Raw genomic sequence first — 22,406 nt, forward strand, 5'->3', positions numbered from 1 at the left:
ATGTTCACCGGAATCGTCGAGGAGCTCGGCACCGTCGCCGCGGTCGAGGACCAGGGCGACGCGATCCGACTCGGCATCCGCGCGACCACCGTGCTCGAGGACGTCGGCCTCGGCGACTCGATCGCCGTCAACGGCTGCTGCCTGACGGTCACGACCGTCGACGGCGAGGTCTGGACCGCCGACGTGATGCAGGAGACGCTCGACAAGACCAGCCTGTACGGCGTACGCCCCGGCGACCGGGTCAACCTCGAGCGCGCGGTCACCGCCGACAAGCGCCTCGGCGGCCACATCGTGCAGGGCCACGTCGACGGCGTCGGCGAGGTCGTGAGCCGCACCCCCAGCGAGCACTGGGAGGTCGTCGAGATCTCGATGCCGACGGCGCTGAGCCGCTACCTGGTCGACAAGGGATCGATCACCGTCGACGGCGTCAGCCTCACGGTCGTCGAGGCCGGCGACGACCGGTTCACGATCAGCCTGATCCCCGAGACACTGGCCCGCACCACGCTCGGCACCCGCCGGCCCGGCGACCGGGTCAACCTCGAGGTCGACGTGATCGCGAAGTACGTCGAGCGGCTGCTGCCCTACTCCGGCACGGGCGCCTCCGATGCTTGACCAGGGCCTCGACTGGCTGCTGCACGGCACGATCGCCGTCGGCGGCGGGTACCTGTCGGTGCGCGAGGTGGTCGGCAACGGGTTCGGGCTCGCGAGCGCCCTGCTCGGCATGCGGCGGCTGGTCTGGGCCTGGCCGGTCGGCCTGGTGGGCAACGTGCTGCTCTTCACCGTGTTCGTCAGCGGCGAGCTCAGCGGCGCGGTGACCGAGCCGCTGTGGGGCCAGGCCGGGCGGCAGGTCATGTTCGCCGCCGTCAGCGCCTACGGCTGGTGGCGCTGGCAGCACTCGCGCGGCGCCGCCGACGGTGGCGCGATCACCCCGCGCTGGGCGAGCGGCGGGGAGCGGCTGCTGCTCGCCGGCCTGGCGGTGGTCGGATACGCCCTGGCCTACGAGGTGCTCCAGCACATCGGCTCCTGGGGTCCCGGCACCGAGGCGTGGATCCTGATCGGGTCGCTGCTCGCGACCTACGGCATGGCCCGCGGCTGGGTGGAGTTCTGGCTGGTCTGGATCGCGGTGGACGTCGTCGGCGTCACGACGCTGATCCAGGCGGGCTACTACCCGACGGCCGCGATGTACCTGTTCTACGGCGGCTTCTGCGTCGCCGGATTCCTGACCTGGTGGCGCGTGCAGCGCCGCACGGTCGCGACGGCGGCACCGACCGCTCACGAAGGAGCAGCAGCATGAAGCACGAGGTCCAGCACGAGGGGATCCGGCTCGACACCATCGAGCGCGCGATCGCCGACATCGCCGCCGGCAAGGCCGTCATCGTCGTCGACGACGAGACCCGGGAGAACGAGGGCGACATCATCTTCGCGGCCAGCAAGGCCACGCCGGAGCTGATGGCGTTCACGATCCGGCACAGCAGCGGCGTGATCTGCGTGCCGATGCCGGCCGACATGCTCGACCGTCTCGAGATCCCGCTGATGACGCCGCACAACAAGGACCGGATGCGCACGGCGTACACGATCTCCGTCGATGCCCGCGACGGCGTGAGCACCGGCATCTCGGCCGCCGACCGGGCCCACACCGCTCGGGTGCTGGCCGACTCCGCCACGGAGCCGTGGGAGATCACCCGGCCGGGCCACGTGTTCCCGCTGCGCTATCGCGAGGGCGGCGTGCTGGTGCGCCGCGGCCACACCGAGGCCGCGGTCGACCTCGCGCGGCTGGCGGGCCTCACCCCCGCCGGCGTGCTGGTCGAGGTCGTCAACGACGACGGCACCATGAAGCGCGCGCCCGAGCTGCGTGAGTTCGCCGACGAGCACGACCTCGCGATGATTTCGATCGACGACCTGGTCCGCTACCGGCGTCGCCACGAGAACCTGGTCGAGCGGGTCGCCGAGACCCGACTGCCCACCCGGCACGGCGACTTCGCCGCCTACGGCTACCGGATCACCGTCGACGACTCCGAGCACATCGCGCTCGTGTACGGCGACGTCTCTCCTGGATCGGGGGGAGGCGACCAGCCCGTTCTGACGCGGGTCCACTCCGAGTGCCTGACCGGCGACGTCTTCGGCAGCCGCCGCTGCGACTGCGGGCCGCAGCTGGAGGAGGCCCTCGAGCGGATCGTGGCGGAGGGTCGCGGCGTCGTGGTCTACCTGCGCGGCCACGAGGGCCGGGGGATCGGCCTGGTCGCCAAGCTGCAGGCCTACCAGCTGCAGGACGGCGGCCGCGACACCGTCGACGCCAACCTCGACCTGGGGCTGCCCGCCGACGCCCGGCACTACGGCACCGCGACCCAGGTGCTCCGCGACCTCGGCGTCACCAGCGTGCGGCTGCTCACCAACAACCCCGACAAGGTCGAGAACCTCGAGGACTTCGGGATCCACGTCGCCGCCCGGGTGCCGCTGACGCCGCACCCGAACGACCACAACATCGCCTACCTGCTGACCAAGCGCGACCGGATGGGCCACGACCTGCCGGACCTCGACGCCGACGTGAGCCCAGACGTGACCCCAGACCTGAAGGACGGAGCCTGACATGGCCGGAGACGGAGCCCCCGAGAGCGAGACCTTCGACGCGAGCGGCCTGCGGGTCGCGATCGTCGCCGCGAGCTGGCACACCCAGGTCATGGACGGGCTGATCGCCGGCGCCGGGCGAGCCCTCGCTGACTTCGGCACGACCGCCACCACGGTCCGGGTGCCCGGCACCTTCGAGCTCCCGGTCGTCGCCTCCGCCCTCGCCCGACGGGGGTACGACGCGGTCGTCGCCCTCGGTGTCGTGATCCGCGGCGGCACACCGCACTTCGAGTACGTCTGCAACGCCGCCACCGACGGCCTGACCCGGGTCGCGCTCGACCACACGGTCGCGGTCGGCTTCGGCGTACTCACGTGCGACAACGACGCCCAGGCGCTGGACCGCGCGGGTCTGGCGCACTCGCGGGAGGACAAGGGCTACGAGGCGATGTCCGCCGCCCTGCTCACCGCACGGACCCTGGCGGAGGTCGGCCGGACCACGCCGTAGGGTTGGGCCCGTGAAGACGTTCGACGAGCTCTGGACCGAGCTGAGCGAGAAGGCACGGTCCCGACCCGAGGGATCCGGCACCGTGCGACAGCTCGACGCCGGCGTCCATGCGATCGGGAAGAAGCTGGTCGAGGAGGCCGCCGAGTCCTGGATGGCGGCCGAGCACGAGGGCCGCGACCGGGCGGCGGAGGAGATCAGCCAGCTCCTCTACCACGCCCAGGTCCTGATGCTGGCGACCGGCATCGAGCTCGACGACGTCTACGCACACCTGTGAGGTCCACCCCCATGTCTCTGTTGAGAATCGCCGTCCCTAACAAGGGATCGCTGGCCCAGTCGGCCGCGGAGATCCTCCGCGAGTCGGGCTACCGCCAGCGCGACGACGCCAAGCAGCTCACGCTGACCGACAGCGAGAACGGCGTCGAGTTCTTCTACCTGCGCCCCCGAGACATCGCGCTGTACGTCGGCGAGGGCACCCTCGACGTCGGCATCACCGGTCGCGACCTGCTCGCCGACTCCGGAGCGAAGGTGGAGGAGGTGACGGGCCTCGGCTTCGGCCGCAGCCGGTTCCGCTTCGCCGGGCCGAGGGGCGTCTACTCCGACATCTCCCAGCTCGCCGGGGCCCGCATCGCCACGTCGTACGTCGGCGTGATGCGGGCGTTCCTCGAGGAGCGGTCGATCGACGCGACCGTGGTCCGGCTCGACGGGGCCGTCGAGACCAGCATCCAGCTCGGCGTCGCCGACGTGATCGCCGACGTGGTCGAGACCGGCGGCACGCTGCGCCAGGCCGGCCTGGAGGTCTTCGGCGAGACGATCCTCGAGTCCGAGGCGGTGCTGGTCACGCGCACGGGCGCGGTCCCGGACGGCTTCGAGGTCTTCCGGCGGCGCGTCGAGGGCGTGCTCGTCGCGCGCAGCTACGTGATGATGGACTACGACATCCCCACCGACCGGGTCGAGGACGCGGTGCGGCTGACGCCGGGCATCGAGAGCCCCACGGTCGCGCCGCTTCATCGCGACGGGTGGTCGGCCGTGCGGGCGATGGTCCCGCGCGACGGCGCCCAGAAGCTGATGGACGAGCTCTACGGGATCGGCGCCCGCGGCATCCTGCTCACGGACATCCATGCCTGCCGCCTCTGACCCCTCCTCGCCGGCGCCGCCGTCGATGACGCTGCCGCACACGTGGCGGCCGTTCGGCGTCCGGATCGCCAGCATCGTGCTGGGCATCGGCCTGATCGCGGTGTGCGCGCTCGCCTGGATCGGCTTCGACGACGAGACCCGGGCCCGGTTCACGACCTTCCAGCGGCTCACCGTGATCGGGATGGGCCTGCTGGCGTTCGCGGTGTGGTTCCCGCTGGTGCGCTCGCGCGTCGTCGCCGAGCCCGACCGGCTGGTCGTCGTCAACGGCTACCGCCGCCGCGAGTACGCCTGGGCGCAGATCGTCGGCGTGCACCTGCCGCCCGGCGCCCCGTGGGTGACCCTCGACCTCGCCGACGGCAGCACCGCCACCGCGATGGGCATCCAGGGCTCCGACGGCAGCCGCGCGCGACAGGCCGTCCGCGAGCTGCGCCGGACCGTGGAGCAGCAGACACCGGACTGACCGCGAGTCGGCGCTGGGTGACCCGGCGTTCGAGGGTCCGTGGGGCGCGGCCTCGCGCATCGATCACACCAGGTCGCGCCGGCTCGCATCAGGAGTCACCAGCACCCCAACTCCCACCTGGCAGCCGCCGCCCGCACGACACGCCGACGAGCCCCGGCGCGCCGCGCGGGTTTCGGCTGCCAGCAGCCGAAACCCGCGGCTACCGGAGCGTCGAGGGCCTCGCGTCCCTAGGTCGCGAAGCGCAGGTCGGCCCGCTCGCGGGTGCAGTGCTCGGCGAAGTGCTCGGCCTCGGCCGCGGCCCACTGCTCCCAGTACGGCGCGAACGCGTCGCCGTCGCGCTCGATGCCGCGCCGCATCCGGACGTCGCGGGGCGCCTCGAGCCAGACCAGCACGGTGGCCAGGTCGGCGACCTGGCGCGAGCCCGAGCCGACGCCGTCCAGGATGAGCAGGGGGACGGGGGAGACGGTCACGGTCTCGGCGTACTCCCCGCGCAGCCAGTCGTAGCGGCGGTAGCTGCCCGGCCGGCCGTCCGCGAGCGGGCGGAGCAGGCTCTCGAGCTGGGCGCCGACGCTCGCCAGCCCCGACCAGCCGTCGAAGAGGTCGTCCATGCGCACCACCACGGCGTCGCCGGCCAGCTCGGCCAGGGCGTCCGCGAGCGTGGTCTTCCCGGACCCGGCCTGGCCGTCGAGGCAGACCAGGCGCCCCGCGCCGAGGGTCGGCGGGCGGCTCCGGGCCAACTCCAGCACGCGTACGACCGGGGGCTCCTCCGCGCGCCGACCCAGCGGGGCGGAGGAGGCCACGGCCTCAGAAGGCCTGGCCACAGCCCCGGTACGTCGGCACGGTGTCGACGAACTCGTCGCCCGACAGCAGGTGCACGCTCAGGGCGTGCTCGAAGGGCTCGCCCGACTTGGCCGGGCGGAACCACACCAGGTCGCCCACCTCGAGCAGGTCGGCCGGCTGACCGGTGATCGGGGTCTGCACCTCGCCGGCGCCCTCGAGGCTGGTGAGCGACAGCCCGGCCGGGGCCCACGGCGTCGGCAGCCGGTCGGCGCCAGCGGGGCCGGAGGCGACGATCCCGCCGCCGTGCACGGTGACCATGCCGGGGGCGGGGCGGCGGACCACCGGCAGGCCGAGGTACGACGCGGGACGCGGCTCGAACGAGGCGTAGTGGTCGAACAGCGTCGGCACGAGCAAGCCCGAGCCGGCCGCGATCTCGGTGACGACCGGATCGGCGGCGGTGGCCTCGACGGACCCGGATCCGCCGCCGTTCCAGAACTCCAGGTCGGCGACCTGGCGCAGCGCCCGGTCGAGCTCACGCCGTCGTACGGCGAGCTGGGACATCGACAGCGACTTGAGTCGGCGCAGCACCATCGACCTGGCCCGCGCGGTCGGCACCACGTCCTGGAGGCCCGCGACCTGGCCCTCGTAGGTCATCGCGCCGACCAGTCGGAACCCGGCGCGCCGGTCGATCTCGCGGGCCAATGCCACGATCGAGGCGGTGTCCTGGAGCGGGGAGCGCTTGGGGCCGATGTGCTGGCCGGCGAGCCTGAGGCCGGCGTCGACGTCGACGGCGACCCGGACCTCCGCGCCACCCGGTGGCCGGGCGCCGTCGATGACGTCGAGGTGCGCCGGGCTGTCGACCATGATCACGATGTCGGCCGCGGCCTCGGGCGACGAGGTCAGCTCGGCCAGGGCACCACGGTCGACCGTGGGGTAGGCGACCAGGATGTCGTCGCAGATGCCCTGACGGTGCAGCCAGAGCGCCTCGCGCAGGGTGAAGGCGAGCACGCCCCGGAACCCGTCGTGGGCGAGTGCGCGCTCGATCAGCGCCGGGACCCGCACCGACTTCGACGCGATCCGGACCGGGAGGCCGCCGGCCCGGCGGACCAGGTCGTCGGCGTTGGCGTCGAACGCATCGAGGTCCACCACGAAGACCGGCGTCGGCAGCGGCACGCCCTGCTTCGCGACCGCGTCGTTGAGGCGCGACCACAGCCGGTTGCGATCCACGGCGCTCGGCTGTCGCCGGGGTGGTGCCATCAGTTGATGCCTCGCTTGCGCAGGAGGGCCTCGATCTCGGCCATCTCGGGGTCGGTGTCGATCGCCGGCGCCTTCCGCGAGGCGCCGCCGGCGGGCAGCTCGGTCGAGCCGCCCTGCGGCTTCTCGGGCCGGGCCTGCCCGAGCTGGCGCGTCCGCATCATGCCGGACACCACGATCAGCACCACGCCGACCCCGCCGATGATCACGCCGAGCCACACCGTCGGGCTGAAGACCAGACGCGTCGCCCAGTCGGCGACGGCGTCGACGATGCGGGTGAACATCTGGAGCGTCTTGGTGAGGTAGGCCGCCAGGGGCAGCAGCGTGAAGCCGAGCGCACGCATCCCCGAGGTCAGCCCGCGGCGCCGGAAGGCGGCCCAGGTCCAGATGCCGCCCAGCACGGTCAGGCTGAGCGTGAGTGCGGCCCATGCAGCGTCGTCCACCCTTCCAATGTCCCACACCGGAGGTGACGCGGGCTCGGGTGGATTCGCGGTCGTCGCTCGGCTCCGGGGAGAATGGCCGGGTGCTCGAGCCCGACCCCACCCACTCCCGCGTGATCCCGGACCCGGGCTTCGCGGGCGACGACGGCGCCGCCCAGCCCGAGCTGGCGCAGGCGCTGGCCGCGTGGGCCGACGACCCGACGACGTACGCCGGGGTGCTGGCGGCGCTCCAGCGCTCCCGGCTGCTGGTGCCGGTGGTGGCGGTGCTCGGCGAGGTCGAGTACGTCGAGGCCGGACTCGCGCACGACAAGACCAGCGACATGGCGACCGTGCTGCTCCAGGGCGCCGACGGCCGGCTGGCCCTGCTCGCCTTCACCGGCACCGGGCCGCTCACCGCGTGGGACCCCGCCGCACGACCGGTGCCCGTCGCGGCGGACCTGGCCGCCCGGTCGGCGCTCCAGGACGGTGCCGCGGCCCTGGTGATCGATCTGGCCGGCCCGGTGCGGTTCGTCGTCGACGGCGACGACCTGCGCGGCCTGGCGGAGGGCTGGACGCTGGCCCGGGTCGGTGCCGGCACCGCCTGGATTCGGCCCGACGGGGAATCTTCGGCTAGCATCTTGCGTTGACCGATCTGTTCCGACCCGACTGCGTCCACCAGGGCCGCCGCCGAGCCGGAGCAGATCCCACAAGCGGAGGTCAGCACGATCGCCTCCCACCCGCACCGGCCGCAGTCGCCGCACCGTGTCACAGCAGTGCGACAGCACAGGTCGTCGGGTCCGGTCCCGAGGCGCTCGGCCTCCGGCGTACGTCGGAGCCGTGACCGCCCCGGTGGCGCTCCCACCTCGCGTGGGGGGCGCTCCGACTGGCTTCCGCTTGCACCAAGCGGAAGCCACTGTTGATTTCGGACCTCCTGGCCCGGGCCCGACTCCGGTTTCCGGTCATCTGGCCACCAGGAGGACACATCAGCACCGAGCTGCGAATCAACGAGCGGATCCGGGTTCCCGAGGTCCGACTCGTTGGACCCAACGGGGAGACGGTCGGCATCGTGCCGACCGACCAGGCCCTGAAGCTTGCCCAGGAGGCGGACCTCGACCTCGTCGAGATCGCGCCGCAGGGCAAGCCGCCCGTCTGCAAGCTCATGGACTACGGGAAGTTCAAGTACGAGAACGCCCAGAAGGCCCGTGAGGCCCGTCGGAACCAGACGAACGTGATCATCAAGGAGATGAAGCTTCGTCCGAAGATCGACCAGCACGACTACGAGACCAAGAAGGGTCACGTCGTGCGGTTCCTGCGCGCCGGCGACAAGGTCAAGATCACGATCATGTTCCGTGGTCGTGAGCAGCACCGGCCGGAGCTGGGCTTCCGGCTGCTCCAGAAGCTCGCGGAGGACGTGAGCGAGCTGGGCTTCGTCGAGTCCGCCCCCAAGCAGGACGGCCGCAACATGATCATGGTGCTCGGCCCGCACAAGAAGAAGGCCGACGCCAAGGTCGACATGAAGGCCGAGAAGGAGTCGCGCGCTGCCGAGCGCGCCGCCCTCGAGGCGGAGGAGCGCGCCGAGCGCGACGCCGCCCACGCCGCCGGACCGGTGGCGCAGAAGAAGGAGCGCGGCCGCTCCGAGAACCTCGATCCCGAGATCGACGCCTGAAGCTTCCGCAGACCGCGACAAACGCCGGTCGAGCCAGCCCGAGACCGCTCGGCCGGCGCGATCTGCAGCAATGAGAGAGAGACACACGATGCCGAAGAACAAGAGCCACTCCGGCGCTGGCAAGCGCTTCCGCGTGACCGGCTCCGGGAAGATCCTTCGCGAGAAGGCGGGCAAGCGCCACAACCTCGAGAAGAAGCCCTCCAAGGTCACCCGTCGGATGACCGGGACCGTCGAGGTCGCCAAGGCCGACGTGCCGCGCGCCAAGAAGCTGCTGGGTCGCTGACCCTCGCACCACCCCACCGGTGGTCGAGCTCGTCGAGACCCCCGCACCAGAGAACTTTGAGCAACAAGGAGTAAAGACCCATGGCACGCGTCAAGCGGGCAGTGAACGCCCAGAAGAAGCGCCGGACGACCCTCGAGCGCGCCAGCGGCTACCGCGGCCAGCGCTCCCGCCTCTACCGCAAGGCGAAGGAGCAGGTCACCCACTCGCTGGTCTACAGCTACAACGACCGGCGCAAGAACAAGGGCAACTTCCGCCGCCTGTGGATCCAGCGCATCAACGCCGCCGCGCGTGCGCAGGGCCTGACCTACAACCGCTTCATCCAGGGTCTCAACCTGGCCGGCGTCGAGGTCGACCGCAAGATCCTCGCCGACCTGGCCGTCAACGACATCGCCGCGTTCAACGCGCTCGTCGAGACCGCCAAGGCCGCGCTGCCCGAGGACGTCAACGCGCCCAAGGTCTCTGCCTGATCAGGTGGGCCTGAACGACCATCTTCCGCCCCTGACCCACGGCGCTCCCTTGACGAAGGGGAACGGGCGGGTCAAGGAGGCGCGGAAGCTCAGCCGCCGCTCGGAGCGATCCGAGCGGCGGCTGTTCCTTGCCGACGGCCCGAAGGCCGTCGAGGGCGCCCTCGACGTCGAGGGGTGCGTGGTCGAGGTCTTCGCCACGCCCGCCGCGACCGAGCAGTACGCCGACCTCGCCGGTGCCGCGCCCCGGTGGACGCTCGTCGACGACCGTGCGCTGGCCTCGCTCAGCGACAGCGTCAACCCGGCCGGCCTGGTCGCGGTCTGCACCTTCCTGGACAAGTCGCTCTCCTCGGTGGTTGAGGGGCGAGGCGCGCCGGCCGAGCCGCCGGTGGTTGAGGTGCGAGGCGCGCCGGCCGAGCCGCCGGTGGTTGAGGTGCGAGGCGCGCCGGCCGAGCCGCCGGTGGTTGAGGTGCGAGGCGCGCCAGCGCCGAGCCTCGAAACCACCCCCCACCTCGTCGCCATCTGCGCCGACGTCCGCGACCCGGGCAACGCGGGCACGGTCATCCGCTGCGCCGACGCCGCCGGCGCCGACGCCGTCGTGCTGGCGGGTCACTCGGTCGACGCCTACAACCCCAAGACCGTGCGCGCGAGCGTCGGCAGCCTGTTCCACCTGCCCCTCGCCATCGAGCCCGATCCGGCCGCCGCCGTACGCGCCGCGCAGGCCGCGGGCCTGCAAGTGCTCGCCGCCGACGGCGCCGGTGAGGTCGACCTCGACCACGCCGACGACCTGCTCGCGGCGCCGACCGCATGGCTGTTCGGCAACGAGGCGTGGGGCCTGCCCACTGAGCTGGCGGAGCTCGCCGACCACCGGGTCCGGATCCCCATCCACGGCCGTGCCGAGAGCCTCAACCTCTCCACCGCCGCCGCGCTGTGCCTCTACGCGTCGGCGCGCGTGCACCGGCGGGCTTGACCTTCAGGTCGCCCGAGACCCGAGCGTTGGCGTCGTGACCTCCTCGCCGCTCCTGACCATCGGCGCGTTCGCCCGCGCCGTCGGCCTCACCGCCAGCGCCCTGCGCCACTACGACGAGTGCGGCCTGCTGCCGCCGGCCGAGGTGGACGACGCGACCGGCTACCGGTACTACACGCCCGACCTCGCCGACCGGGCCCGGCTCATCGTCGCCATGCGCGAGGCCGGCGTGCCGATCGAGGTGATGCGACGGGTCCTCGACGGCCCCGAGCACGAGGCCGGCGCCGCCCTCGCCACGCTCGTGGAGGAGCGCGTCGCCGACGCGGCTCGCACGCGAGCGCTGCTGCGTGAGGTGCTCGGCGCGGACGCGCCGCACGACGCTCGGGCCCGGGTCGACGCCCGGGTGCTCGCGTCGGCGCTGCGCCAGGTCCGGATCGCCACCGAGCGCGACCCCGCCTCGCCGCTGAGTGCCGTCCTGATCGACGTGTCGGGCGCCGGCGTCGACGTCGTCGCCACGAACCGGTACTGGATGGCGATCCGCTCGATCGCCTCGACCGACCTCGTCGGCGAGGGTCGGGTGGTGCTCGGGCTGGCGGAGGCCGCACGGCTCGCCGACCGCCTCGACGATCGCGACGAGGTCGACCTCGAGATCGTCGGCGACGGACTGACGTGGGGCGGCGACCTGCTCGGCGTCGACGGCCGCACCACGCCCTATCCGGCCCATCGGCTGCTCGTCGACGGACTCGAGCCGGCTGCCACCGAGGTGCTGGTGGCGGCCGCGGAGCTGGGCGACGCGGTCGGACGCACCGGCCGCGCCGAGGTCGGCCTGGAGATCGGCCCGGCGGGCATCCTGGTCGGTGCCGACGAGGCGCCGTCGTACGCCGTGCCCGCGGCCGTCCGCGGACCGGCCGTGACGCTGTGGATGGGAAGTGCGCTGCTGCGTCGGGCACTCGGCGCGTGCCTCGGCCCCGAGGTGCTGCTCGAGGTGGTCGCGGGCGACCGGGCGGTGCGGCTGAGCTCGCCCTACCAGCCGGGCTTCCTCGCGCTGGTCATGCCCGCGCCACGATGAACCGCCCCGGATGAGCGCGCGGCGCCCCTTCGGCGCCTGGCTGACCGCGGCGACCATGTCGTCGACGGGGGACTCGATCTCGTTCTTCGTGCTCGGCTGGGTGGCCGCCGCCCACGGCCTCGGTGCGGCGTCGCTCGTGCTGACCGTGGAGAGCGTGCCGCTGTGCCTGCTGATCCTGTTCGGCGGTGCGCTCGCCGACCGGTTCGGCGTACGCCGGGTGATGGTCGGCTGCGACGCCGCGATGCTGCTCGTGATGGCTGCGCTCGCGGTCGGCGCCACCCGGAGCGTGCCGCTGTGGGCGCTGGTGGCCGTCGCCACGCTCTCCGGGACGGCCGCGGCGTTGCGCCGGCCCGCGGAGGGCGTCTTCCCGCGGCTGTTCTTCGACGGCGACCTGCTCGCGAAGCGGATGGCGCTGGTGGGCGGCTGCCTCCAGGTCGCGCGGGTGACCGGACCGCTGCTCGGCGGGATCCTGATGGCGACCGGTGGGCTCCCGGCGGCCGCCGGCATCGACGCGGCGACCTTCGCGGTCGTGCTGGTGGTCCTGATCGTGGTGCGGCCGCCCCGGGAGGCCGAGCACCTCGTCACCGCGCCGGGCCGCGGCTGGCGGGCGATCGCCGACGGCGTTCGCGCCGCGTCCGCGACGCCCGGTGTGCCGCGCACCGTGGTCGGCGTGATGGCGCTCGCCGGGGCGGTGCTGCCGCTCGTGATGCTCTGCGTGCCTGTCGCCGGCCGGGCGCGTGGCTGGTCGGCCGGCGAGGTCGGCGTCGTGGCGGCCGCGTGGGTCGCGGGCGGGCTCCTGGTGACCGTGGTCGTCGCCCGTCGTGGCGCGCCGAGCCGGCGCGCGGCGACCGCCGGTCCGCTGCTGGCCGCGCTCGCGGTGGGCGTCCTCGCGGTCGCCGGCGACTGGCGCCTCGCGGCGGGCTCGCTGCTGGTCGTCGGCGTGGGCTCGGTGCTCTTCACCGCACACATGCTGCCCGTGTTCGTGGCCCGGACGCCTCCGGACATGCTCGCGCGCTTCCAGTCGCTGCTGGGACTGGCCCAGACCGGGCCGGTGCTGGTCGCGACGCCGTTGCTCGGTGCCCTCGCGACCCAGCTGGGGCTCGGCTGGGCGCTCGCCGTGGTCGCCGTGCTGCTCGCCGGTGCGGCGCTGCCGATCGCGAGCGCGGCGAGCATGCCGTCGGGCGAAACCCCTCAGCGGCCCGCCGAGATCGTCGGCGTGGCGTGCGAACCTCAGGGCCGACCGACGGCGTACTAGTGGTGTGAGCGGTGGGCGGGAGCGGGAGTTCAGCGAGTTCTTCGTCGCGTGTGCCCCAGGCCTGAGGCGGACGGCGTACGTCGTCGTCGGGGACTGGCAGCACGCGGAGGATCTGACGCAGCAGGGGCTGGCCAAGCTGTACGTCGCGTGGCGGCGGGTGCGGCCGGAGACGCGGCTCGCCTACGCGCGGCGGATCGTCGTGAACGAGTGCCTCACCCACCTGCGCCGGAAGCGGCCGGAGCTGCTGTACGACGTCACCCCCGATCGCGTCGACCGTGCGACCGGGCCCGGAGATTCCGTGCTCGACCTGGAGGCCGCGCTCGCACTACTGCCGCCTCGGCAGCGCGCGATCGTGGCGCTCCGGTTCCTTGACGACCTGCCGGTGGCCGAGGTGGCGCGTCTGCTCGATGTCGCCGAAGGAACCGTGAAGAGCCAGACCTCGCGTGCGTTGGACACCTTTCGACAGCATCTGCCTCAGCTCATCTCGGCGTTGGCCGAGCCCGAGACCCCGAACGCGGAGGAGCACCGATGACCCAGCACGAGTTGAGCACGCTGCTCCGCGAGCACGTCGCGCGCGACGAGCCCCCCGCTCCGCTGCCCGGACCGACCCTGCAGGCCGGGCGTCGCAGGCTGCGAACCCGACGCGTGACCGAATGGGCGGCCGCGCTCGCGGTGCTCGCCGTCGCAGGCGCCTCGCTGGTGACGTGGACCCAGCTCGACGACGGCGGTCGGGCGGCCACCGCCATGGACCCCGCGTCGGCCCAGGCGCTCGAGGACTACGACGCCCTCCGTATGCCCGCGCTCATGGACGAGCAGGTGCGGGGCGTGCTCGAGCGGACCGCGCCCGAGCTCGGCGAGTCGCGGTTCGCGGCATACGACGACCAGCGGAGGGACCTCCCGGAGCGGTACTGGAGCAAGGCGAGCGCGCTGGAGGTCAGCTACGGTCCCGACGAGCATCGGTACTCGGTCTCGATCAGCCACGCGCGAAGCGAGGCCGAGGGCGACCCCGAGGCGTACTGCCGCGACGGGCTCGACGGCGGTTACTACCTCGAGTGCACCGTCTCCCGCACCGATGACGGCGACGTCGTGATCAGCATGCTCGAGGCCACCCGGCCCATGTGGGGCGGGCGGTCTCACATGGTCGTGCAGAGGAAGGACCTCGACACGGTCGATGTCGACCGGTTGTGGTTCTCCCGCACGGTCAAGGTGATCAAGTCCGAGACGCTGCTCACCTACGTCACCGAGCGCGTCAAGGCGACCGATCCCGACCCGGGCTCGGCCCCCTTCACCACGCCGTACGCCGACCTGGCGGCCATCGGCACGGACCCGTTGCTCGTGATGCCGGTGCCGCCGCCGGGCGACAACGGCTGCCCGGCCTGGTCGATGCCACGCCCGCGCCACAGCGTCAGCTGCGGCAGCACGGCGGACTGACCCGAGCGAGACGCGGGCCGAGGCGCGCGACGCGGAAGCGCACCGGCGGCGGGGCCGTAGGGTGAGCGGCGTGGATGTCGCGCTCGACCTGCTCGCGGACGGCGTGGTGCTCGCCGACGCAGAGGGGCTGGTCACCGCGGTGAACGTCGCGGCCGGACGGCGGCTGGGCGTCGACCCGGGGGCGGCCGTGGGCCGGCCGCTCGCCGAGGTGCTCGCGCTCCAGGACCACGAGGGCCGGGACTGGTGCTCGGTCAACAGCCCCTACGACGGGCTGTCGACCCGCACCGCGGTGCCGGAGCAGCCGTGGCTGCTGCCCGACGGCACCGAGGCGCTCGTGGTCGCCCGGATCCACCGCCCGGCGCTGACGGCACCGGTCAGCGCGGTGGCGGTCAGTCTCCGGTCCGGCCGCGGCCGGGCCCGGCTGGACCGGGAGCGGTCCGACCTGGTGGCGACCGTCGCCCACGAGCTGCGCTCGCCGCTGACGGGCGTGAAGGGCTTCGTCCAGGCGCTGCTGAACCGCTGGGACAAGCTCAACGACGAGCAGAAGAAGCTGATGCTCACCACGGTCGCCGCCGACTCCGACCGGCTCAGCCGCCTGATCGCCGAGCTGCTCGACGTGGCCCGCATCGACACCGGCCGGCTGCAGCTCTACCCGCGACCCTCCGACGCGGGCCTGCTCGCCCGCCGGGTCGTGGACTCGGTCGCCGCCGGCACCAGTCGCTCCGTGGGGATCGAGGTCGCCGAGGGGCTGCCGGAGGTCGACGTCGACCCGGACAAGTTCACCCAGGTCGTGACCAACCTGGTCGAGAACGCCGTGCGGCACGGCGAGGGCGACGTCCGGGTGGCGCTGGAGCACGCCGACCACGCCCCGGACGGTCCCGGCATCTCCCTCGCGGTCACGGACGAGGGCGACGGGATCTCGCCCGAGCTGCGCCGCCGGGTCTTCACGAAGTTCTGGACCAGCGGGCAGCGGGGCGGCTCCGGCCTCGGCCTCTACCTGGTCAACGGCCTGGTGCGGGCCCACGGCGGCACGGTGACGATCGGGGACGCCGCGGGCGGCGGCGCCCGGATCGTCGTGCTGCTGCCTGCGTCGGTCGCCGACGCGGTCTAGATGACCGGTCCCACTGCATCGATCCGGGTCGGGACCACCGCGAGGGAGGCGGCGGCGAGGAGCGCGAGGACGACCAGGGTGGCGGCGTGGCTGCCGAGACCGGCGGCGAGCGCGGTGGCGAGCCATGGGGCGAACGCCGCGGATGCCGTGAGGGGCAGCGCCAGGGTGGCATTGAGCCGCGCGTAGTCGGTCGTGCCCCATCGGTCGGTGACGGCGGTGGCCTGCAGGAGTGTGTAGATGCCGCGGGCCATGCCGGCCAGGAACGACAGCATGACCAATGCGGCGTACGGCCCGGGGGTGACGGCGAGTGCGAGGGTCGTGACGGCGACGCCGGCGAACACGAGCCGGGTGCGGGTCGCGGTGCTGGTGGCCGCGTCGAGGCGGCGGTAGCCGAGCCGGCCACAGACCTGGCCGATCCCACCGATGCCGAGTGCGGTCGCGGCTGCCTCGGTGCTGAACCCGCGGGCGGTCAGCAGGGGCACGAAGACGATGATCACCGACCACATGCACGTCGCGGCGAGGGTGAACGCCGTCGCGGTTCGGGCGAATCCCGGCATCCGCCAGGGCGAGCTGCCCGGATGGTCGGCGGCAGAGCCATCGACAGATGGGCCGGCGGCGACATCGGTGGTCGTGGGCCACGGCGCGCGGAGTCCCCAGGCGTGCAGGACGACGGTGATGACGAGCAGACCGGCGAGGACGGTGTAGGCGTCGCGCCACCCGAGACGCTCGTCGAGGACCGCGGTAAGTGGCGCGAACACGGTGCTGGCGAGGCCGGCGACCAGGGTGAGCGCGGTGAGGGCCTGGAGCCGGCGCGGACCGGCCCAGATGGTCAGCGCCGCGAACGCGGGCTGGTAGAGGGTGGCGGCCATGGCCGCTCCGGCGACGCACCAGGCGGCGACGAACCACCACCACGATCCGGCCTGGGCGACCAGCAGCACCGCGGCGACGGCGACGACCGAGCCGAGGGTCATCACGCCGTGGGGGCCTCGGTGGTGGATGCGCCTGCCCACGAGGAGCCCGATGCCGGCCGCGACCAGTTGGGCCACGGTGAACGCAGCGACCACGGCGGGCGAGGACCAGCCGGTGTCGTCGCTGATGGACGGCGCGAGCACCGGGAAGGCGTAGTACAGGATGCCCCAGGAGACGATCTCGGTCGCGCACAGCACGACGGTGACGCGCCTGAGGGCGGTACGCGGGAGCCCGCGGTCCAGGGTGACCGCGGGCTCCGCGCTGTCGGTCGTCGGCTCCACCGAGTCGGCAGGCTAGCCGCAGCCTCCGGCGGGTGCGGCCGACCGGGCCGGTGCCGGGCCACCGATGATGATCAGGTCCGGCTCCGCGGCGGTCTGGCCGCAGCAGCCGCCGCTCTCGGCGGTGGACTCGCCGTCGAAGAGTCCGGAGCCGCCGCAGACGCCGGTCTCGGGCAGGACGAGCTCGACCCGGGCCGCGGCCTCGTGGTCGCCCGCGATCTCGGCGACGATGCTGCGGACCTGCTCGAACCCGGTCATGGCCAGGAACGACGGTGCGCGGCCGTAGGACTTCATGCCGGCCAGGTAGAGGCCGGTCTCGGGCTGGCGGAGCCGGTCGGCACCGTGCGGGCTGACCGAGCCGCAGGAGTGCCAGGCCGGGTGGATCTCGCCGGCCAGCTGCGCGGGAGCGTCGAGCTCCGCGTCGAGGTCGAGCTGGACCTGTCGCAGCCAGGTGTGGTCCGGGGCGAAGCCGGTGACCACGATGATCTCGTCGACGCCGCCGACGACCTTCCCGCCGCCGCTCACCGTGTCCGGGAAGGAGGCCAGGCGCAGCTGGCCGGACGTGCCGTCGGGGTCGGGGCTGACGTCGCTGGTGCGGAAGGAGGTGACCACGGAGACCGGGCCGGTGGCGACGGCATCCTTGGCGCGTACGCCGAGTGCGCCGCGCTCGGCGAGCTGGTCGTTGTCGCCGCCGCCGAAGGCGTCGTCGGTGCCAGGGCGCCGCACCAGCCAGGTCACCCGGGTGCCGGGGTGCTGCTTCGCGAGCCCGCCGAGGCCGACCAGGACGTTCTGTGCGGATGCGCCGGCGCCGGCGACCGCGACGTGCTTGCCGGCGTAGCGGGCCGCGACCTCGAGGTCGGCGAAGTCGGGGATGCCGTAGTCGATGCGGTCGGCGTGCGCGACCTCGCCCGCGGCGGGGTAGCCGTCGCCACCGAGCGGGTTCGGGCCGGTCCAGGTGCCCGAGGCGTCGATGACCGCCGCCGCGGCGAGGCGGGTCCGGCTGCCGTCGGCGTGCTCGACGTGGACGGTGAACGGCAGCCGTTCCCGGTCGGCAGCGACCAGGCGGTCGCGGCCGAACCGGGCCACCCCGATCACGCGGCTCCCGAACCGGAGGTCGACCTCGTCGGTCGCGTTCACAGCGGCCGCGAGCGGGGCGAGGTAGCGCTCGACCCAGTCTCCGCCGGTCGGATAACCCTGCGGGTCAGGGGCCACCCATCCCGTCGGCGCGAGGAGCTTCGCCGCGGCCGGATCGACGAGCTCGCTCCAGGCGGAGAAGAGCCGGACGTGGGCCCACTCGAGGATCGAGGCGCCGGCGGAGTCGCCGGCCTCGAGGACCACGGTCGGCAGGCCTCGCGACCGGGCGTGCGCGGCGGCCGCGAGGCCGATCGGGCCGGCGCCGACGATCACCAGCGGAAGCTCCGCGGTCGGCGTCGGCACGGACGGGGGAGTAGCGGTGGTCGGACCGGTCGTGCTCATCGGTGTCTCCTCGTCGGATGCTGCAGCAGCGGCCAATCCATCGACAGCGATCGATGAAGGGGCTGGCGAGACTGTATCGACCAGCATCGATGTACGCAACCATCGATCTTCTTCGATGAAGTCGCTAGGCTGCTGGCATGACCGCGAGGACGACCGAGCTTCCGAGCGCCGCCACCCATGCGGTCGAGGCGTCCTGCCCGGATCCCGCTTGCGGTCCGGGCGTGTCCGCCGGGCCGATGGTCCTCGACCCGGGAGCCGCCGAGACGTACGCCGAGTGGTTCGCGACGCTCGCGGATGCCACCCGCGTGCGGCTGCTCCACGCGGTCTCGACTTCCCCGACCGGCAAGCTGCGCGTCGGCGACCTGGCAGCCGAGCTCGGCATCAGCCAGTCCACCGCCTCCCATCACGTGCGCAAGCTCGCCGAGGTCGGGTTCGTCGCGGTCGACAAGGTCGGCACCTCCTCCGTGGTGTCCGTGAACCCGGCCTGCTGCACCGGGTTGCCGCACGCCGCCGACGTGGTCATGGGCACGCTCGCCGCCGCACCGTGCTGCCCGGCGGACCTGCCGGCCGACGTGTCGACCCGCGCCATGACCGACGCCGATCTCGCGATCGTGCGCGAGATCTACGCCGAGGGCATCGCGACCCGCAACGCCACCTTCGAGACCGAGGTCCCCAGCCCGAACGACCTCGCCGCCCAGTGGCTGCCGGGACACCGGTGGGTCGCCGAACGCGGCGGTGCGGTGGTCGGGTGGACGGCCGTGAGCCCGGTCTCGGCGCGCGAGTGCTACGCCGGCGTGGGTGAGACCAGCGTCTACGTCACCGAGCGTGAACGCGGCACCGGAGTCGGGAAGGCGCTGCTGTTCCGCCAGGTCACCGAGGCCGACGTCGGCGGGCTGTGGACCCTGCAGACCTCGGTCTTCCCCGAGAACCGGTCCTCCATCGCACTCCACCACTCCGCTGGCTACCAGACGTTGGCGGTCCGCTCCCGGATCGGGCAGCTCGACGGGGTCTGGCGTGACACCGTCCTCCTCGAGCGCCGCCGCGCGGAGGACCAGGCGGGGGACCAGTAGGAGCACGACATGACGGGGCAGGTGCGTTCACGCCGACCGGTGCAGCCGTGCCGGGTGCCTGCCTACGACTGCTGCGACGGCGAGGACGTCGCGAACTGACCGCCCTGGCGCCCTCGGAGGCGCCGGCACTCAGTCGCGCCCGTCTCACTCTCACATCGGAGTCGCCGCCATGCCCGAACCCTCCTCGTCCCGCCCTGCTCCCGTCCCGCCGGCAGGCTCCGTCTCCGGCCGGGAAGCCGGGCCTCGTCGCCATGCGCGCGCCGCGATCGTCGCGCTGGTCGCGGCCGCCGCTTGCTGGGGTCTCGGCACGGTCGTGTCGAAGCAGGTCGTCGACGACGTCACGCCGCTGACCCTGCTGCCCGTCCAGCTGGCGGCCAGCTGCGCCCTGCTCGCCGGCGCCGCCGTCCTCCGGCGGGCACCCTTCGCGTGGACGGCACCGATGCGACGCCTGGCCCTGCTCGGCGTCCTCAATCCCGGTGCCGCGTACGCGCTCGGTCTGATCGGCCTGACGAGCATCACGGCGAGCATGTACGTGCTCCTGTGGGCGCTCGAACCGGTACTCATCCTGCTGCTGGCCGCGCTCGTGCTGCGCGAACGTATTCCACCTGGCCTCGCTGTGCTGGTCGCGGTCGCCGTGCTCGGCGTGCTGGTGGTCGTCTACCGTCCCGGCGCCGCGGGCGACCCGGTCGGAATCGCGCTGACCGTCGCCTCGGTCGGCTTCTGCGCCGCGTACGCGGTGCTCACCCGACGTCTTCTCCTCGACGACTCGGCGCTCGCCGTGGTGCTGGTCCAACAGGCTGCCGCCCTCGGGTTCGCCGCCGTCCTGGCCACCGTGGTCACCCTCGCCGGTGGTACGGGCTGGAGCCTGGCCGGCCCGGACGTCGTGACCTGGCTGGTCGCTGCGGCGTCCGGGGTCGTGTACTACGGCCTCGGCTTCTGGTTCTTCATCACGGCCCTGCGCCTGGTGCCCGCCTCGTATGCGGGAGCGTTCCTGCCGCTCATCCCCGTCTTCGGACTCGCGGCCGGGTACCTGGCCGGTGAGCGGCTCGCGCTTACGCAGTGGGTCGGAGCCGCGGGCATCGTCGCCGCGACGGTCGCTATCGCGCTCCGCGGCCGCGCAGCCGACCCCGTGGAGGCGAGTCGCGGCTGAGTCGGCGCGGCTCGGACTTGCCGTCCGGACTCTACTCAGCAAGTATTGAGTCAATATCAGTTGACAGATAGGTGGAATCATGGACCTGGAGGCCCGGGCGGGCGTGCTCGCCGCACTGGCCGATCCCGCGCGACTGCGCATCGTCGACCTGCTCGACGCCGGCGACGCCTCGCCGGGCGAGCTGCGCGACCGGCTCGGGATGCCGTCGAACCTGATGGCGCACCACCTCGGCGTCCTCGAGGCTCGCGGCGTCGTCAGCCGACATCGCTCGCACGCCGACCGGCGCCGCACCTACCTGCGCCTGCACCCGGAGGCGCTCGCCGGTCTCCTGCCGGGCATCGGCGGGCCCGCCGTCCGGACCGTCACGCGGGTGGTGTTCGTGTGCACCGCGAACTCCGCCCGCTCCCAGCTCGCGAGCGCTCTGTGGCGGCGGGCCAGTGCCATCCCATCCACCTCCGCCGGCACCCACCCGGGAGACGCCATCGCGTCCGGTGCGATCGCGGTCGCCCGACGACGGGGCCTGAGGCTGGTCCAGGACCGACCGCAGGCCCTGGACGACCTGCTGCGCGCCGGTGACCTCGTCGTCACGGTGTGCGACGGTGCCCACGAGCAGCTCGCCTCGGCGAGCACCGACGGCCTGGCCGGGGTCGTCCACTGGTCCGTCCCCGACCCCGCGCAGGCCGGCACCGCCGCCGCGTTCGACGACGCGTACGTCGACATCGCCGAGCGCGTGTCGCGGCTCGCACTCCGGCTCGCCGACGACCACCCGCCGGCCGACGGCCTCGGCGTCCGTGCGGGAGGCGGCGCGTGAGCGCACCGTCGGCACCACTGCCGAGGCGGCTCCTCGCCGAGCTCCTCGGCAGCGCCCTCCTGGTCACCGTCGTCGTCGGCTCCGGCATCGCCGCCGAGCGACTCTCGCCCGACGACGTCGGCCTGCAGCTGCTGCAGAACTCGACCGCGACGTTCCTGGGTCTGTCCGTGCTGATCCTGCTGTTCGGGCCGGTCTCCGGTGCGCACTTCAACCCGGTGGTCTCCGCCGCCGACTGGCTCCTCGGCCGGCGGATGGGCACGGGCCTGACGGGCGTCGAGGTCGGTGCCTACACGGTCGCCCAGGTCGCCGGCGCTGTCGTCGGCGCTCTCCTGGCCAACCTCATGTACGACGTCGACCTGACCGAGCTGTCCACGAAGGACCGCACCGGTGACGGCCTCTTCGCTGCCGAGGTCGTCGCCACCGCCGGCCTGGTCGCGCTCATCTTCGCGCTCGCGCGCAGCGGCCGCGGCGTGCTCGCCGCGCCGGCGGTCGGCGCCTACATCGGCGCGGCGTACTGGTTCACCTCGTCGACGTCGTTCGCCAACCCGGCCGTCACGGTCGGCCGGATGTTCTCGAACACCTTCGCGGGCATCGACCCGGCCTCGGTGCCGGCGTTCGTCGGGGCGCAGCTGGTGGGGGCGGCCGTCGGGGTGGTCGCCGTCCGCTGCCTCTACCCGGACGTCGCAACCGTGGCCGACGACGTCGTCGTGCCGCACGCCACGGCCCACCGCACCGCCTCTGCCCACGACAGCCACAGGAGCTCTCGATGACCCAGCCCGCCGCGAGCGACGACAGTGCCAGGGGTGGTCTCGGGCGGGTCCCGACGGTGGTCTTCGCCTGCCGCGCCAACGGCGGACGATCCGTCGCGGCGCGCCTGTTGACCGAGCACTACGCGCGAGGTCGCGTCACGGCCCTCTCGGCCGGTACCGAGCCCGGCGAGCACATCCACCCCGAGGTCGCCCAGGTGCTCGGGACCCTGGGGCTGGACACCTCGCAGGAGCAGCCGACGCTGCTGACCGCGGAGACGATCGCCGCCAGCGACCTGACGATCACGATGGGCTGCGGAGAGAGCTGCCCGTTCGTTCCGGGAGCCACCTACCGGGACTGGCCGCTGGACGACCCCCGGGACCAGGACGACGCCACCGTGCGACGCATCGTCGGCGACATCGACGCCCGCGTGCGCGACCTCGTCACCGAGCTGGTCCCCGACCTGGAGCTCCCGCCCGCGCTCGTCGGGCCGCGCTGATCGATGGCGTGACCCGGCGCTCCCGGGATGGCGCCGTCACGTC

General features: G+C 73.2%; 27 protein-coding genes. 22 read left to right on the forward strand and 5 right to left on the reverse strand.

Going from position 1 to position 22,406, the window contains the following annotated elements; all coding sequences use genetic code 11:
* From FHU40_RS20990 to FHU40_RS21020, 7 genes are read left to right on the forward strand one after another with little or no spacing between them, the layout of a single operon-like run.
* Nucleotides 1–612 carry a riboflavin synthase gene (locus tag FHU40_RS20990; RefSeq protein WP_183594298.1) on the forward strand — a complete coding sequence of 204 codons (612 nt, stop codon included), beginning with the start codon at nucleotides 1–3 and terminating at the stop codon, nucleotides 610–612.
* Nucleotides 605–1,294 (forward strand): nicotinamide mononucleotide transporter family protein, encoded by a 690-nt coding sequence (locus FHU40_RS20995; RefSeq protein WP_183594299.1) that lies wholly within the window; start codon nucleotides 605–607, stop codon nucleotides 1,292–1,294. Before FHU40_RS20990 ends, FHU40_RS20995 begins: the two co-directional genes overlap by 8 nt.
* Entirely contained in the window at nucleotides 1,291–2,586 is a 1,296-nt protein-coding gene (locus FHU40_RS21000; RefSeq protein ID WP_183594300.1) for a bifunctional 3,4-dihydroxy-2-butanone-4-phosphate synthase/GTP cyclohydrolase II, read from the forward strand. Before FHU40_RS20995 ends, FHU40_RS21000 begins: the two co-directional genes overlap by 4 nt.
* Nucleotide 2,587: 1 nt before the next feature.
* On the forward strand, nucleotides 2,588–3,070 hold the full coding sequence (gene ribH, locus FHU40_RS21005) for a 6,7-dimethyl-8-ribityllumazine synthase (protein ID WP_183594301.1): 483 nt from the start codon (nucleotides 2,588–2,590) through the stop codon (nucleotides 3,068–3,070).
* 10 nt (nucleotides 3,071–3,080) lie between these two features.
* Nucleotides 3,081–3,344, forward strand: coding sequence for a phosphoribosyl-ATP diphosphatase (locus FHU40_RS21010; RefSeq protein ID WP_183594302.1), 264 nt, complete (start codon nucleotides 3,081–3,083; stop codon nucleotides 3,342–3,344).
* 11 nt (nucleotides 3,345–3,355) lie between these two features.
* Nucleotides 3,356–4,204, forward strand: coding sequence for an ATP phosphoribosyltransferase (hisG, locus tag FHU40_RS21015; RefSeq protein WP_183594303.1), 849 nt, complete (start codon nucleotides 3,356–3,358; stop codon nucleotides 4,202–4,204).
* Complete coding sequence (locus FHU40_RS21020; protein ID WP_183594304.1) at nucleotides 4,188–4,664, forward strand: PH domain-containing protein; 477 nt, start codon at nucleotides 4,188–4,190, stop codon at nucleotides 4,662–4,664. The genes hisG and FHU40_RS21020 overlap by 17 nt, the downstream gene beginning before the upstream one ends.
* A gap of 227 nt (nucleotides 4,665–4,891) precedes the next feature.
* On the opposite strand, the gene FHU40_RS21025 is transcribed toward FHU40_RS21020, so the two are convergent.
* From FHU40_RS21025 to FHU40_RS21035, 3 genes are read right to left on the reverse strand one after another with little or no spacing between them, the layout of a single operon-like run.
* Nucleotides 4,892–5,464: a uridine kinase family protein gene (locus FHU40_RS21025; protein ID WP_343057967.1), complete on the reverse strand. Its 573-nt coding sequence runs from the start codon at nucleotides 5,462–5,464 to the stop codon at nucleotides 4,892–4,894.
* A gap of 4 nt (nucleotides 5,465–5,468) precedes the next feature.
* Nucleotides 5,469–6,701 (reverse strand): amino acid deaminase/aldolase, encoded by a 1,233-nt coding sequence (locus tag FHU40_RS21030; protein WP_183594305.1) that lies wholly within the window; start codon nucleotides 6,699–6,701, stop codon nucleotides 5,469–5,471.
* Complete coding sequence (locus tag FHU40_RS21035; protein ID WP_183594306.1) at nucleotides 6,701–7,141, reverse strand: cellulose synthase; 441 nt, start codon at nucleotides 7,139–7,141, stop codon at nucleotides 6,701–6,703. Before FHU40_RS21035 ends, FHU40_RS21030 begins: the two co-directional genes overlap by 1 nt.
* Nucleotides 7,142–7,221: 80 nt before the next feature.
* Between FHU40_RS21035 and FHU40_RS21040 the strand changes: the two genes are divergently transcribed.
* The 10 genes from FHU40_RS21040 to FHU40_RS21085 all read left to right on the forward strand — a co-directional run bounded on the left by FHU40_RS21040 (nucleotide 7,222) and on the right by FHU40_RS21085 (nucleotide 15,363).
* Nucleotides 7,222–7,764 carry an SseB family protein gene (locus FHU40_RS21040; RefSeq protein WP_343057968.1) on the forward strand — a complete coding sequence of 181 codons (543 nt, stop codon included), beginning with the start codon at nucleotides 7,222–7,224 and terminating at the stop codon, nucleotides 7,762–7,764.
* A gap of 314 nt (nucleotides 7,765–8,078) precedes the next feature.
* A complete protein-coding gene (gene infC, locus FHU40_RS21045; RefSeq protein WP_215527642.1) occupies nucleotides 8,079–8,783 on the forward strand; it encodes a translation initiation factor IF-3 in 705 nt (234 codons plus the stop codon).
* A gap of 88 nt (nucleotides 8,784–8,871) precedes the next feature.
* On the forward strand, nucleotides 8,872–9,066 hold the full coding sequence (rpmI, locus tag FHU40_RS21050; protein ID WP_183594308.1) for a 50S ribosomal protein L35: 195 nt from the start codon (nucleotides 8,872–8,874) through the stop codon (nucleotides 9,064–9,066).
* A gap of 80 nt (nucleotides 9,067–9,146) precedes the next feature.
* Nucleotides 9,147–9,533 carry a 50S ribosomal protein L20 gene (rplT, locus tag FHU40_RS21055; protein ID WP_183594309.1) on the forward strand — a complete coding sequence of 129 codons (387 nt, stop codon included), beginning with the start codon at nucleotides 9,147–9,149 and terminating at the stop codon, nucleotides 9,531–9,533.
* A 49-nt stretch (nucleotides 9,534–9,582) separates the two neighbouring features.
* Nucleotides 9,583–10,500: a TrmH family RNA methyltransferase gene (locus FHU40_RS21060; protein ID WP_246391240.1), complete on the forward strand. Its 918-nt coding sequence runs from the start codon at nucleotides 9,583–9,585 to the stop codon at nucleotides 10,498–10,500.
* A gap of 34 nt (nucleotides 10,501–10,534) precedes the next feature.
* Entirely contained in the window at nucleotides 10,535–11,566 is a 1,032-nt protein-coding gene (locus FHU40_RS21065) for a MerR family transcriptional regulator (protein WP_183594310.1), read from the forward strand.
* A 10-nt stretch (nucleotides 11,567–11,576) separates the two neighbouring features.
* Nucleotides 11,577–12,821, forward strand: coding sequence for an MFS transporter (locus FHU40_RS21070; protein WP_183594311.1), 1,245 nt, complete (start codon nucleotides 11,577–11,579; stop codon nucleotides 12,819–12,821).
* A gap of 4 nt (nucleotides 12,822–12,825) precedes the next feature.
* Nucleotides 12,826–13,353 carry an RNA polymerase sigma factor gene (locus tag FHU40_RS21075; protein WP_183594312.1) on the forward strand — a complete coding sequence of 176 codons (528 nt, stop codon included), beginning with the start codon at nucleotides 12,826–12,828 and terminating at the stop codon, nucleotides 13,351–13,353.
* Nucleotides 13,350–14,252 carry a hypothetical protein gene (locus tag FHU40_RS21080; RefSeq protein ID WP_183594313.1) on the forward strand — a complete coding sequence of 301 codons (903 nt, stop codon included), beginning with the start codon at nucleotides 13,350–13,352 and terminating at the stop codon, nucleotides 14,250–14,252. The genes FHU40_RS21075 and FHU40_RS21080 overlap by 4 nt, the downstream gene beginning before the upstream one ends.
* A gap of 70 nt (nucleotides 14,253–14,322) precedes the next feature.
* Nucleotides 14,323–15,363 (forward strand): sensor histidine kinase, encoded by a 1,041-nt coding sequence (locus FHU40_RS21085; RefSeq protein ID WP_343057969.1) that lies wholly within the window; start codon nucleotides 14,323–14,325, stop codon nucleotides 15,361–15,363.
* Here the strand turns inward: FHU40_RS21085 and FHU40_RS21090 are convergent.
* Nucleotides 15,360–16,613: an MFS transporter gene (locus tag FHU40_RS21090; RefSeq protein ID WP_221200090.1), complete on the reverse strand. Its 1,254-nt coding sequence runs from the start codon at nucleotides 16,611–16,613 to the stop codon at nucleotides 15,360–15,362. The two genes, FHU40_RS21085 and FHU40_RS21090, sit on opposite strands and share 4 nt — an antisense overlap.
* Nucleotides 16,614–16,625: 12 nt before the next feature.
* Entirely contained in the window at nucleotides 16,626–18,086 is a 1,461-nt protein-coding gene (locus tag FHU40_RS21095; RefSeq protein WP_183594315.1) for an NAD(P)-binding domain-containing protein, read from the reverse strand.
* A 137-nt stretch (nucleotides 18,087–18,223) separates the two neighbouring features.
* Between FHU40_RS21095 and FHU40_RS21100 the strand changes: the two genes are divergently transcribed.
* From FHU40_RS21100 to FHU40_RS21120, 5 genes are all read left to right on the forward strand, one after another.
* Complete coding sequence (locus tag FHU40_RS21100) at nucleotides 18,224–19,156, forward strand: helix-turn-helix domain-containing GNAT family N-acetyltransferase (RefSeq protein WP_246391242.1); 933 nt, start codon at nucleotides 18,224–18,226, stop codon at nucleotides 19,154–19,156.
* Nucleotides 19,157–19,325: 169 nt separating this feature from the next.
* Nucleotides 19,326–20,306 carry a DMT family transporter gene (locus FHU40_RS21105; RefSeq protein ID WP_183594316.1) on the forward strand — a complete coding sequence of 327 codons (981 nt, stop codon included), beginning with the start codon at nucleotides 19,326–19,328 and terminating at the stop codon, nucleotides 20,304–20,306.
* Between the two features lie 79 nt (nucleotides 20,307–20,385).
* Nucleotides 20,386–21,117 (forward strand): arsenate reductase/protein-tyrosine-phosphatase family protein, encoded by a 732-nt coding sequence (locus tag FHU40_RS21110; protein ID WP_183594317.1) that lies wholly within the window; start codon nucleotides 20,386–20,388, stop codon nucleotides 21,115–21,117.
* Nucleotides 21,114–21,887 carry an aquaporin gene (locus FHU40_RS21115; protein ID WP_183594318.1) on the forward strand — a complete coding sequence of 258 codons (774 nt, stop codon included), beginning with the start codon at nucleotides 21,114–21,116 and terminating at the stop codon, nucleotides 21,885–21,887. Before FHU40_RS21110 ends, FHU40_RS21115 begins: the two co-directional genes overlap by 4 nt.
* Nucleotides 21,884–22,363 carry an arsenate-mycothiol transferase ArsC gene (locus FHU40_RS21120; RefSeq protein ID WP_183594319.1) on the forward strand — a complete coding sequence of 160 codons (480 nt, stop codon included), beginning with the start codon at nucleotides 21,884–21,886 and terminating at the stop codon, nucleotides 22,361–22,363. Before FHU40_RS21115 ends, FHU40_RS21120 begins: the two co-directional genes overlap by 4 nt.
* Nucleotides 22,364–22,406: the final 43 nt, after the last annotated feature.

The sequence above is a fragment of the Nocardioides soli genome (genome assembly GCF_014191495.1).
GTDB classification, from domain to species: Bacteria; Actinomycetota; Actinomycetes; order Propionibacteriales; family Nocardioidaceae; genus Nocardioides; species Nocardioides soli.

What these genes read in the sequence shown, in the direction of transcription:
- FHU40_RS21110 (WP_183594317.1), top strand. Translation starts at nt 20,386, where the DNA reads ATGGACCTGGAGGCCCGGGCGGGCGTGCTCGCCGCACTGGCCGATCCC.
- FHU40_RS20995 (WP_183594299.1), top strand. Translation starts at nt 605, where the DNA reads ATGCTTGACCAGGGCCTCGACTGGCTGCTGCACGGCACGATCGCCGTC.
- FHU40_RS21105 (WP_183594316.1), top strand. Translation starts at nt 19,326, where the DNA reads ATGCCCGAACCCTCCTCGTCCCGCCCTGCTCCCGTCCCGCCGGCAGGC.
- FHU40_RS21100 (WP_246391242.1), top strand. Translation starts at nt 18,224, where the DNA reads ATGACCGCGAGGACGACCGAGCTTCCGAGCGCCGCCACCCATGCGGTC.
- hisG (WP_183594303.1), top strand. Translation starts at nt 3,356, where the DNA reads ATGTCTCTGTTGAGAATCGCCGTCCCTAACAAGGGATCGCTGGCCCAG.
- FHU40_RS21080 (WP_183594313.1), top strand. Translation starts at nt 13,350, where the DNA reads ATGACCCAGCACGAGTTGAGCACGCTGCTCCGCGAGCACGTCGCGCGC.
- FHU40_RS21070 (WP_183594311.1), top strand. Translation starts at nt 11,577, where the DNA reads ATGAGCGCGCGGCGCCCCTTCGGCGCCTGGCTGACCGCGGCGACCATG.
- rplT (WP_183594309.1), top strand. Translation starts at nt 9,147, where the DNA reads ATGGCACGCGTCAAGCGGGCAGTGAACGCCCAGAAGAAGCGCCGGACG.
- FHU40_RS21020 (WP_183594304.1), top strand. Translation starts at nt 4,188, where the DNA reads ATGCCTGCCGCCTCTGACCCCTCCTCGCCGGCGCCGCCGTCGATGACG.
- FHU40_RS21120 (WP_183594319.1), top strand. Translation starts at nt 21,884, where the DNA reads ATGACCCAGCCCGCCGCGAGCGACGACAGTGCCAGGGGTGGTCTCGGG.
- FHU40_RS21095 (WP_183594315.1), bottom strand. Translation starts at nt 18,086, where the DNA reads ATGAGCACGACCGGTCCGACCACCGCTACTCCCCCGTCCGTGCCGACG.
- FHU40_RS20990 (WP_183594298.1), top strand. Translation starts at nt 1, where the DNA reads ATGTTCACCGGAATCGTCGAGGAGCTCGGCACCGTCGCCGCGGTCGAG.
- rpmI (WP_183594308.1), top strand. Translation starts at nt 8,872, where the DNA reads ATGCCGAAGAACAAGAGCCACTCCGGCGCTGGCAAGCGCTTCCGCGTG.
- ribH (WP_183594301.1), top strand. Translation starts at nt 2,588, where the DNA reads ATGGCCGGAGACGGAGCCCCCGAGAGCGAGACCTTCGACGCGAGCGGC.
- FHU40_RS21030 (WP_183594305.1), bottom strand. Translation starts at nt 6,701, where the DNA reads ATGGCACCACCCCGGCGACAGCCGAGCGCCGTGGATCGCAACCGGCTG.
- FHU40_RS21000 (WP_183594300.1), top strand. Translation starts at nt 1,291, where the DNA reads ATGAAGCACGAGGTCCAGCACGAGGGGATCCGGCTCGACACCATCGAG.